This window comes from Nocardia sp. AB354 (assembly GCF_049538315.1).
GTDB lineage: Bacteria > Actinomycetota > Actinomycetes > Mycobacteriales > Mycobacteriaceae > Nocardia > Nocardia nova.
This window is the reverse complement of sequence record NZ_JBMVFU010000013.1, coordinates 214464-225356: the sequence shown is the minus strand read 5'-3', so window position 1 is coordinate 225356 and position 10893 is coordinate 214464. Positions and strand designations below refer to the sequence as shown.

The following is a 10893-nucleotide window of genomic DNA, read 5'->3' as shown; positions in this document are numbered from 1 at the left end:
TGGCGGGACCACGGAAAAGACCGGGGCCGCGGAACCACCCTCACGCGAGCAGGGCCCAACGATCGCGGCCGACGGAGCCGGTGGTCGACAGCCCGGGCAACCCATCCGTCCCGCATCTTCCGACGCCGCCGCGGCGCGGTCGGGAACACATTCCGAGACGGCGGCTCCGGTCGAGCGGCCACCGGCCGAGAAGCCGGTCGCCGCAGGGAAGGCGACCGCACCCCGATCGGTCGAGCCGGTGGGCGAGACCTCGCCGCCGCCGAAGCTCCCGACGAGCGCCCCGCCACGCCCGGTCGGCGAGGTTCACGAAAAGACCGGCGCGCCAACAGGAAACAGCGCGCACGCGAAAGCCGGGCCGAGCCCGGCCGGAGAACACACGGCGGTCGCGGACGGTGCCGGTACGCAAACATCGGCACGACCCCATCCAGCTGCTGCGGGCGAGGCGGGAACTCCCGGCGCTCGCGGCGAACCGGGATCGTCCAGTGCTCGCGGCGAACCCGGATCGTCCAGTGCTCGCGGCGAACCCGGATCGTCCAGTGGCGAAGAGCATGCGACCCCGCAGCGAGAGGAGACTGCCGAGCAGTCCGGTCAGGAAAGACCCGAAGGCTCCGGCCGGACCGAGGCGGACGGCACCGAAACATCTGCCGTGGAGGAACATTCGTCGTCGGTGCACGACGAGCAGAGCGTTCCGTCCGCCGATCACGACAGTCTCGCCGACGCCGCCGGTATGCCGCGCAGCGACCGCGACAAGGCGGTCGATCTGCTGATCGACTTCCACCGGGCATCCGCCGAGCATGTTCCGGAAGGTCAACGCCTGTCCAACCTTCCGGACGACGTGCTGATGGCCGGCCTGCACAGCGGCGATGAGCACCAGTCGTTGCTGGCGACGATGGAGATCATCCGGCGCGGCACGATCAGCGAGAAAGTGCCCGGCGGAATGGTGTTGCGGGTCGAACAGGCGGAAGCCGTCTACGCGATGAAATCGCGTCCGGTGGAAATGAAACCCGGCGAGGGCAAATCGCTGGTATTCATGGCCGGCGCAATCCAACGTGCGGTGCAACACGGCTCGGTTCTGCTCGTGACCACCACCGATGGACTGGCCAATCGCGAAGTCAGCACGTATCGGAAGCTGTTGACAGGCGATGAGGAATTCGCCGACATGCAGAATGTGCTGGGCACATTCGGGATCGACGTGTTCCGCGCCGATCAGCAGAACGGTTTCGGGCCGATCACGAAGGGGCGGCCTGCGATCGTGGTCGCGACCGGCGAGACAGTCGGGCATCTGTGCAACGCCGGTATCAAGCCACCGCGCCATGCGCTGATCGACGAGATGGACGGCATCATCGACCGCGGCGAACGGCAGTTCCTCCGGTCGGAAGGTGCCGAGCAGGCGGCGCCGGAGGCCACGGCCCAGCAGGTGTTCGGCGCACACGACTTTCTCACCAAGGCACTGGCGGACGGGTCGCTGACGCACGACGATTTCGGCCTCAGGCGAATAGCCGAGGAAATCGGCATGCAGGCCGACGGCACACCGGAGGTCATGTACTGGTACGACGGTCAACCCGAGCTGACCCCCGAGGGTCGGGCGAAGGTCGAGGCGCTGCCCGGCGGACAAGACTGGCTGGATGGAATGGGGGCCTCCCGGCTGGAGACCGCGGCCCACGCAGAGTTCCTCGTCCGTAAGGGTGTCCACTACGAAATGGACACGGGCAAGATCGTCATCATCGATCAGGCCGAACATGGGCTGCAACGCAACCCGAAGACCTCGAGCGAATCACGGTGGAGCGCGGAGCCGGGTAAGGCGAGCCTCGCGCAGGCCATCGAGGCCAAGGAGATCCGCGCGGCGGAGAGCCGCAGGGAGAGCGCCGAGGAGCATCGGATCGTCGTGCGCGCGGATGCGGAGTCCGCCAAGCGTATCGATTCGGTCGAAATCTACCGTGTCGGAAGCGAATCCTTCTTCGATGAAGTGACAGGTGCGTCCGGCACTCTCACCGACCTGAACCCGGTGCTGCAGAAGATTTACAACCTGGAGCCGGCGCACGAGGTCGGGCGGTCGCAGACCCATCAGCTGGTGGAGGGCCAGCACGATGTGGTCGAGAGCACACACGCCAAACTGCGCACGATCGCCGAATACGCGAACGAGATGCGAGCCGACGGCAAGGGCCGGTTTCAGGAGATCCTCTGTCACCGCAACGATTTGGTCGCCCGTCAGGTCGAGGCGCTGGTGCGCGCGGGTGTGCCGAGAGATGCGATCGAAGCGGTGGACGCCAAACGGATCATCGGCTGGGGCGCGGACTGGGAAGCCCAGTTGCAGAAGGTGTTCGACGAGGCCGGTGAGCAGGGCAAGATCCTGGTGATCAACCGGCAGGGCCAGCGCGGGGTCGATATCTCGGTATCGGATGCGGTGAAGGCCAAGGGCGGCATGCACGTCTGGATGACCGAGGCGCCGGAACAGTCCTATATCCACGAACAGGCCAAGAACCGCACCGCACGAAACGGTCAGCGCGGTAGCGCGCAAGTGGTGATGTCGACGCAGGACGCGTTGATTCGCAATGCCATGCATCTGCGCGGGGTCCGTGAAGCAGTAATTCATTACGAAGAGGCCGTGGCCGCCCACGACGCCGACCCCACGCCCGGTAACCACGAGGCAGTCGTCGAGGCGAGCCGCGCCGTGCGGGAACTGGCGCCCGAACTGCAGCAGCGCGCTCTACGGCATTCCACCGCGGAGTTCATCCGGCACCACGCATACGCCACGCACCACTTTCCCGTCACCCTGGCCGAAGCCGACACCGGGCTCTACTCCAGTGAGGCCGACTTCACCCGCCCGGATCTGCCGGCGGACCGGACAGCGCGCCTGGCCGGGTTGCTCGGAATCCCCGCCCCGGCCCTGGCGAGTCACCTCGCCGCACTCGAGCGCAACGGTGCGATCGACCCGATGGGAGAACTGCTGCACCGGGCAGGTATCCCGCCTGTCGCCGCGGAGGCATTGCGCCAGCATGTCGAGGCGACCGCTCCCGCGACGGCACTGCAACGCTTCCTTGCCACAGATACACAGGCACTGGACGAGCTGACCCCGATGCGAAACCGGCTCGCGGCCCAGCTCGGTCTGCCGCTCGCGCAGGTCGAAGGGGCCGAAGGTTTGCGCACCGTCGATCCGTTGGTGACGGCAGCGCGGGACAACCTGGCGAAAGCGCTCGGTTATCCACCTTCCGGCATTACTCCCGGGGTCGCCCGCGACATTCTCGGCGAAGCGCTCGACGACCGCCTGACCGCCACGAACGCCGCACAGCCCGCCGACCGCGGCGATACCACGTCGGTAGCGATGGACTCCGAGGATCTTGATGCCACGCACTCCGTGGCGGTGGATTCGCACGCGGTGGGCGTCGACGGCCGGGCGGCCGCAGACATCGTCGCCGCCGCGTCACAGTATCTGGCCCTCGCCGCCCTGTTCGATTCGGTCGTGCAGATTCATCGCCGCAGCCCGAACAGCTGCGTCAACAATGCCGTGACCGGAATGCGAGTGTTGTGCCCCGGCAAGGCCGACCGCTTCGCGATGCCCGCCGCCACCCTGAAAGGCCACGACCGGAACGTGGTGCGGCAGATATTCGGCGCCGGGCTCGAGCGTGCCGCATCACTGGACGAAGTGGCCGAATCGTTGAAGTCCCGGCCGGGCGGCATCACCGTGCTGGTCTACAAATGGAAAGACACCCAGGCATCCGGTAGCACCGACGCCGACAACCACATGGTGCTGCTGGTCAACGACAGTACCTCGGCCGAGAACCCGAACCTGGTCGTCGTCGACCTGGCTGCCACCCGCGACGGCGACGCCACCAACGACTACGGCCCGAAGGACCTGCGCAGCCGGCGCGCGATGCTGAACAAGGCCGTCGGATTCGACGAGTGGCGCCTCGAGCAGGAAGTATTCATCAATCGGGTGCCTGCGGACCAGCAACGGTTCGAGACCATCGAGTTCGACCGGGACGGAAACCTCGCCTCCGGCGCCCGCGGGGGCGCCCCCGACGCCGAGACCCTGCCACCACCACAACGAGTCACCGTCGCGCCGGAATTGATCGACGCTGTCAATTCGAGTTTCTCCGGGCTGCCGGACCTGGACGAACTGACGCCGGTTCGAGCCGGCGCCGCGAGGGTCGCGGTGGGCGACCCGGACGGAGAAGATTCGATCGGCAGTCGCCCGCACGATGATTCTCACCCTTCCGAAAATGCTGGATTGCAACATATTTCGGCGGACAACGCAACGAGCACTCCGGTACGCCCACAGCTGTCACCGGACGAGCCGACGACGGACGAATCATCGCTGGACCGGGCGCGTGCGGAGTGGATCACCGCTCGGCGCACCGGCACCGGAATGACCGTGGCGGGCCTGGCCCGAGCGGTCGGCGTGCACCGCAGCAGTATGGGCCGGATCGAACAGGGAACCTCGCGTCCGCGCCCCGGGCTCTTCCTGGATATCGGCCGCACACTGGGGGTGCCCCGATCCGAACTCATGGCCGCAGCACGCCGTTTCTATCCGGACGACGACTTCGACCTGGACCCGCGTGCGTATCCGCCGGCCGCGCCGGGGCGCTGGATCTCGGCGCTACTTCACGACCGAGACATGTCGTGGGAGCAAGTGGCGGAGGCCGGCGGGATCAGCGCGAAATATCTCAGCTCCGTCGGCAGAGGCGAAACTGTTCCCACCGTCGATGTGCTCCGGTCGCTGGGTGAGGCATTGAACGTCGGCAGCGACGTGCTGAGCGTGGCCACCGATCAATTCGATCCGGCGGCGCGATTCGATCTCGATCCGTCCGCGTATACGCCTGGGCAGCAAGGGCTTTGGCTGAGATCGCAGCGTCTGTCCAGCCTTGTTTCACAACAGGCGGCGGCGCAGGCCGCGGGTATCAGCGCCATCCATCTCCGCTCGATCGAGGCGGGCGAGCGGGCTCCCGGAGTGGTTGTCTTCCTGTCACTGTGCGACGCGTTGAATATCGAGGCCGGCGCGATCAACCAGGCTGCCGGTCGGTTCTATCCGGATGCGAGGTTCGATCTGGATTGGTCTTCCTATGCCCGTGGTGAACAAGGGCTGTGGCTGCAAGCCCGGCGTTACCACCATCGCCGGTCACGAGCTGATGTGGCAGCCCCCGCGGGTTTGACCGCGAAGTACATCGGCCAGATCGAGCGTGGCGAAAGGACACCGAGCCGCAACGCTTTCCGGCTGCTCGGCCGGCACCTGGGGATCAGCCCGATAGACCTGCACGCGGCCGACGACCACTTTTACGCTTCGGCCGTCACGGGGCCGTCGAACCCCACCGGGAGCCGCCCGCACGACCCTGTGCTCACACCGCTCGACCCCGGAGCGTCGGACACCATCGGCAGCAGGCCACCGGCGAACACGGCACACTCGCCGACGCCCGGCGCGCGCACGCAGTACACCGTGCGTGCATCCGGCACGGCGCAGGGCCCGTCCGGCAGAGCGGGCGAAGAAGCACGCACCCGCGAGGTTCGCGCGGAGCGTCACCGCCTCGAGGAACTGCTGAACGAATCGTTCGGCTGGCTGGACTCCGACGGCGTCGACATCGCGATCCTGCTCATGTCGGAACTCATCGCGAACGCCCTCGCCGACACCGACGGCAAGGTCGAGGTCGTCATCACCCGGACCGATACCCCGGCAGGGCGCGTACTTCGTTTCGAAGTCCACGACGAGAGCACCTTCGTGCCCGAAATCGGCGACATGCCCGCTGAATTCTCCGAACGGGGCCGTGGTCTGCCCATCATGGCAGCCGCCGCGGACGAATCCGGCATCACGGTATTCGAGGACGGTTCGGGGAAATCCTCGTGGTTCGAACTGCATCGGCTGCTGCCGGCCGGCGATTCGGCGGAGACCGCGACCGAGGGGCATACCGGTCGTTCGCAGCACTCGACGGCGCTGGATCGGGCGCAGCGTGGAAATTTCGTGGCGTTTCGCGAACTGCGTGAACGCCATGGCGAAAAGACGTTTCGTCGCGTGTACGGATTACTGACGCGGGGCGTACGACTTCCGGCCGGGGAAGCCGCTCGATTACGGCGTGTGAGTCAGTACCTCAACGAGGAGATCTACCGGGCCGCGGAGAGCCGACGCTGGCCTGTTGCTGCGGAGGAAGATCCCGGCGCGTGGATCCTCGGCGTTGCGCAGCAGGCTGTCCAGGCATGGTCCGGTCTGACCCCAACCCAGCGCCGGGTCATCACCGAAACGATCACATCGCAGCGGCAGAACCGCGAGCCGGCTGAACGCGCGGCTGTCGAAACGTTTGTCCAGTCCTTCCGTGCACGACTGCCGAGCGATATCGCACCGGCAGCCGACGACCATCGTGAACGGCTTTCCCTAGGAGTGGAATACGGCCTGACCGATTCCGAGCTCCTCCTCATTCGAATGGTTGCCGCTGGGCTGTCGAACGAGGCCATTGCCGATCGACTGAACCGCTCGGCGCGCCGAGTCCAGTTCTACCTCAGGCAAATCGGCAACAAGCTCGGCGACAGCGGCCGGCCGGGCATTGTGTCGGCAGCACGAGACCTGGGTCTGCTCTCGGATGACGAAATCGCGGTGCCGCTGCAGAAACCGTCGAACCTCGCGTTGACCGCGCGGGAAGTATCGATTCTCACAATGGTTGCCGACGGCAGGTCGAACAAAGAAGTCGCGGCGGAACTCGGTCTGGCAGCGCATACCGTGAAGGCTCATCTCGCCCGCATCGGTGGCAAACTCGGCATCGGCGATCGCGCCGGGATGGTGGCGCGGGCCTTCCACGCCCGCCTGGTGCCGGTGACCGACGGTGCCGCCACCGCGGAATTGCCCGAGGTGGACCGAGCGGTACTCGGGCTGGTTGCGGAAGGTATGAGCAACAAGGAGATCGCAGTCCATCTCGGGCTCTCTCCCGGCCAGGTGGATCACAGCCTGGACAGGATCGCGGCCGATCTCGGTGTTCGTGATCGGGCCGGCATGGTGGGGACCGCGCTGCGCACCGGCCGCCTCGAGGTTCCGCCCGCCATCGCGACTACCGAGCCCGGTTTGCTTCCGGGCGCCGGTTCGTTGTCCGAGGCAGAAGTCGCGATTCTCGGCCTCGTCAAGCGGGGCATGACGACCAGGCAGATCGCAGCGGCCCGGGGCATCGCACCCTCGACCGTCAGCACGTATCTGATTCGCATCGGACTCAAACTACGCACGAGCGGACGGGCCGCCGCAGTGGAGGAGGCGGAAAACCGAGGCATCGAATTGACGGGAGGGGCGCTCGGCGCCCGTTCCACGGCCGACAACGACTCTTACGAAGGAAATATCGGCGCTCGCCCAAGCGAACCCCCTGCCGCCGGTACAGGGACGTCCGCGCGCGCTGGGCGGAGCGACGACTCGGGGGCGCAAGCCGAGCTGTGGCGCCGGGTGACGGAGGGGGTAGTGCCTCCGATCAGCGACCTGGCGGCAGTTTTCAAGAGTGAAACCGATGATGTCCCATATTCCCTGTCCGGAACCGGCGCAGCACAGCCGAATTCACTGCCGTCCGGATTCGAAAGCACTGCCGCGGAGCCTGCTTCCGAGCCGGTCCGACCGCGCTTGAAGGTCGTGTCGGCCACACCCCACTACGAGCTCAATACCCTGCTGTCCCGCCTCGCCTATCACGCTGACGACGATTGGACCGGCGGGGACAGCACGTATATGCGCAGGCTGCCGGACGGTCGCTATGTGATCATGTTCTCCGACACATTCCTGGGGCGCGTAGAAGCCGATGGATCGCGTTCCCGCGAAACCCCTTTCGTGAGCAACAGTTTCGTCGAAATCGATCGCCGCGGCCGAGCGCGGACGATTCTCAGCGAAACGCCCGACGGGCAGGTCAGGGCGGTGATGCCACCGCACGACGGGCAGTTCTATTGGCTCGGCGGATCCCATGTCACCAGCCGGAACACCCTCGATGTGATGTTCCTGCGGTTCACCGGAGATTCACGTGTGGTCGACACCGGCGGTGACTTCGACGCCGCCCGCCTCCAGATGGCCATGGTCCCTGGTGGCAATGGAGAACTGGAGTTCCAGGGCAATGTGCTCGTTCGCTTCGATGCGGGCGATCTGAGCCGGATCGACGTCACCCCGATGCCCTCCGAAACCGGGGTGCACTGGGCGTCCTGGACGGAATACGACGACAGCGACAACTACACCTATATCTACGGAGTCGACGACGGCGGGACCGAGAAGTTCATGCACGTCGCCCGGGTACCGGGTGATGATCTACGGCAACCGTGGGAGTTTCTCGGCGAGGCGGGCAGATGGTCTGCGCGGGAGGCGGATTCGGTGCCGATCATGTCGGGAGTCGCCAACGAGTACAGCGTTTCCAAGTTGAACGACGGACACTTCCTGCTGGTCACCCAGGACACCACCTTTCCGTACAGCGCAGATATCATGGGGTATCTGGCCGAGTCGCCTACCGGCCCCTTTACTTCGCCGGCTGTCTTGTACCGCGCGACGGAACCGGGCCCGTTCGGTTTCTATCGAGACGCGGAGACGGTTGTCTACAACGCCCATGAGCAACCCGACCTGCGCCGCGAAAATCAGATCGTCATCACCTACAACACGAACAGCAGTGTTGAAGGCGTACTCGCCGACACGTCGAAGTACCGCCCACATGCGGTGAAAATCCGATTCGACATCGAAATCCCGGCCGGCGACGAGCGCAGCCTCACATCCCCGGCGCCCTCGAATACCGCCGATGACATCGCGGACCGACAATCCCAGCAGACTCAGGACAACGATGGCGGGAGCGTCATCGGAAGTCGGCCTGCCGCACGCGAACTGGATTTCGCGGGGGTTTCCCCCGAACAGTACGACGACATGCTCGAGCAACGCGTTCCGTTGGGCTTCGATTCCGGCCGGTGGGAAGAATGCGTCGCTCATATGCGGCGAGCTCTGGCGGCCGACGGCATTACCGATGCCGATGTCCGGTTGTTCGGCACGTCGGCGAAGTTCTATTCGGCGACGCCCGGAAAGTTCTTTCCTCAGAGCATCGAGGAGATGGAGCGCATGGCCGCCGAATTCGCGGCCGATCTCCCGCCGGAGGAACGCGGGCGACACGTCGAGGAAGCCGTCCGGCGCTATCGTGAGGGCGGCTTCGACAACGACGAGCCCAAACCGGAGAAGACGTTCTTCGACAGTCGATACGAGCTCGGACTGGACGAGTGGCGCAGCGACTACGACTTCCAGCTCTGCAGCGATGTCCTGGCGCGCCGCTTCGAAGACCTCGCACAACGCGAGGACCTCGACATCTATACCAAGGGCGACTGGTACAGCCCATACCTGCTCGGACGGGTGGCACCCCAGCTGCAGGCCTGGGTCCAGCACTGGGAGAGTGTGCAAGGCAGGTGGGTCAGCGTCGCCACCTACCCCGGGCATGTAGCGAACACCGATCCCGAATCCGACGACTGGATCGTGATCAGCCCGGAATATTCCACGGCCGCAACATATCGCGCCGCCGAAATGCCGGCCGTCGCATCGGATGAACGCAAAGCGCAGGCAGCGGTACCTGCCGATGAACCGGGAGAGAGCGGTTCGAATTCGGAGAACCCGATCGGCGGCAGGCCGCACGACTCGGCGGGAGCGGACGAGCCGAACTCTGCCGTTTCCCGCCCGGCCACAACAGAACTCGAAGGACTGCGTGCGACGCTGGCCGAGAAGCTGGGAGAGCGGGGATCGTCTCTCGCATCCGACGCTGGAGCGGGCTCCGCGCGGAAAGTGCGGGATCGCCTTCCAGATGAGCACGGCCTGGCGGCGGTGCTCGACTATCTTGCCGGATCGGTGTCGGCTGCTGTCGTCGCCGCGAGGGCCGAAGGGCTGGACGAGAAGGTGGTCGAGGCGGTTCGCGGGCTGGACCCGGCGGACCTCGAAGCTATGCTCATCGACCACGGCGCGGAGCGTGGGGTTGTCGACGACGTTGTCGCACGATTCGCCGGGATCCAGATCCTGGGGGCCCTCCCGAGCGCGGCACCTGCCGCAAACTCCGATGGTGTTGACTATCTGGTGCACGTGACCGCACCCGACGGGGCGGACGTGGGGCTGGCCAGGCGATTGGTTCGCCGGGTCATGGCGAACTGGGCAGGAGGGGTGGGGTGGCCCGATCCCGATCAGATCGCTTCGGCCGAACTGTTGGTGTCGGAGTTGGCGGGCAACATCTCCCGGCACGCCGGAACTCGCGGTTTCGTCATCGCGACCGTTACCGAACGTTTCGGCGCTCCGGTTGTGCGAGTGGGGATTCGCGACTACAGCCATGTGCTTCCGACGTGGCGGAACACCGCCGATGCCGATGCCGATGACAACGCGGAGTCGGGCCGGGGCGGGCCCATCATGGACATGCTCGCCACCGACTACGGTGTCGTCGAACACGTCGACGGCAAGACCGTGTGGTTCGAGATCCGTGGTGAGCGACCGGGCAGCGACTCCGACCGAGACAGCGGCGACGACGAATTGGATCGTCTGAGTGAACTGTTCCCCGACCTCGACGACGATTCGCCGAACCCGCCGTCCGGGCCGGAGGACCCGATCGGGAGCGCACCGTACCGACCGGGCGGCATCGGGTTTCCCGCGCTTCTCATCGAGGGCCTGAACGCGGGTGTGGTGCGCCGGGAACCGCTGCCGGGAGCGCAAGGGGTCAGCGTCGAGCGGGTTACCTTCGGTAATGACTACCAGAGCGACCGCGAGGTCTACGACGACGCCGACGATGCGGCGAAACAGTGGCTGACATCGCTGATCGGCGGTGCCATGGGCGCGCCGGTCGCCGGCACCCACCCCGCAACCGACGACTCCAGGGTGCTGTACCGGGAAATCACGCCCGGCGGGGCGGCCGATACCGTGCTGCCGCAAGGGATGTCACGGGCATACGATCTGGGATT

7 protein-coding genes and 2 pseudogenes are annotated in these 10893 nt (G+C 66.0%); 2 read left to right on the top strand and 7 right to left on the bottom strand.

Going from position 1 to position 10893, the window contains the following annotated elements; genetic code table 11:
* Positions 1–40: 40 nt before the first annotated feature.
* The 4 genes from ACPCUW_RS20215 to ACPCUW_RS20200 form a co-directional block, all read right to left on the bottom strand.
* Positions 41–1741, bottom strand: a complete 1701-nt coding sequence (locus ACPCUW_RS20215; protein WP_423426438.1) for a hypothetical protein — start codon at positions 1739–1741, stop codon at positions 41–43.
* 33 nt (positions 1742–1774) lie between these two features.
* A complete protein-coding gene (locus ACPCUW_RS20210; protein ID WP_423426437.1) occupies positions 1775–2644 on the bottom strand; it encodes a hypothetical protein in 870 nt (289 codons plus the stop codon).
* A gap of 63 nt (positions 2645–2707) precedes the next feature.
* Positions 2708–3352, bottom strand: a complete 645-nt coding sequence (locus ACPCUW_RS20205) for a hypothetical protein (protein WP_423426435.1) — start codon at positions 3350–3352, stop codon at positions 2708–2710.
* Positions 3353–3631: 279 nt separating this feature from the next.
* Entirely contained in the window at positions 3632–4210 is a 579-nt protein-coding gene (locus ACPCUW_RS20200) for a hypothetical protein (RefSeq protein WP_423426434.1), read from the bottom strand.
* Here ACPCUW_RS20200 and ACPCUW_RS20195 point away from each other — a divergent pair.
* Positions 4154–4738: pseudogene (locus tag ACPCUW_RS20195) on the top strand (helix-turn-helix transcriptional regulator); the annotation flags it as partial. The gene ACPCUW_RS20200 and the pseudogene ACPCUW_RS20195 sit on opposite strands and share 57 nt — an antisense overlap.
* 378 nt (positions 4739–5116) lie before the next feature.
* On the opposite strand, the gene ACPCUW_RS20190 reads toward ACPCUW_RS20195, so the two are convergent.
* Positions 5117–5980, bottom strand: a complete 864-nt coding sequence (locus ACPCUW_RS20190; RefSeq protein ID WP_423426432.1) for a hypothetical protein — start codon at positions 5978–5980, stop codon at positions 5117–5119.
* Between the two features lie 426 nt (positions 5981–6406).
* Here ACPCUW_RS20190 and ACPCUW_RS20185 point away from each other — a divergent pair.
* Positions 6407–7207 (top strand): annotated as a pseudogene (locus tag ACPCUW_RS20185) (LuxR C-terminal-related transcriptional regulator); the annotation flags it as partial.
* 753 nt (positions 7208–7960) lie between these two features.
* On the opposite strand, the gene ACPCUW_RS20180 reads toward ACPCUW_RS20185, so the two are convergent.
* Positions 7961–8131, bottom strand: coding sequence for a hypothetical protein (locus tag ACPCUW_RS20180; protein ID WP_423426431.1), 171 nt, complete (start codon positions 8129–8131; stop codon positions 7961–7963).
* Between the two features lie 111 nt (positions 8132–8242).
* Positions 8243–10789, bottom strand: coding sequence for a hypothetical protein (locus ACPCUW_RS20175; protein WP_423426430.1), 2547 nt, complete (start codon positions 10787–10789; stop codon positions 8243–8245).
* Between the last annotated feature and the right edge of the window lie 104 nt (positions 10790–10893).

Coding starts and splice junctions, on each gene's coding strand:
- ACPCUW_RS20190 (WP_423426432.1), bottom strand. CDS start 5,980: ATGGCGTTCACGCAGTTCGCGAAACGCCACGAAATTTCCACGCTGCGC.
- ACPCUW_RS20215 (WP_423426438.1), bottom strand. CDS start 1,741: ATGTTCGGCCTGATCGATGATGACGATCTTGCCCGTGTCCATTTCGTA.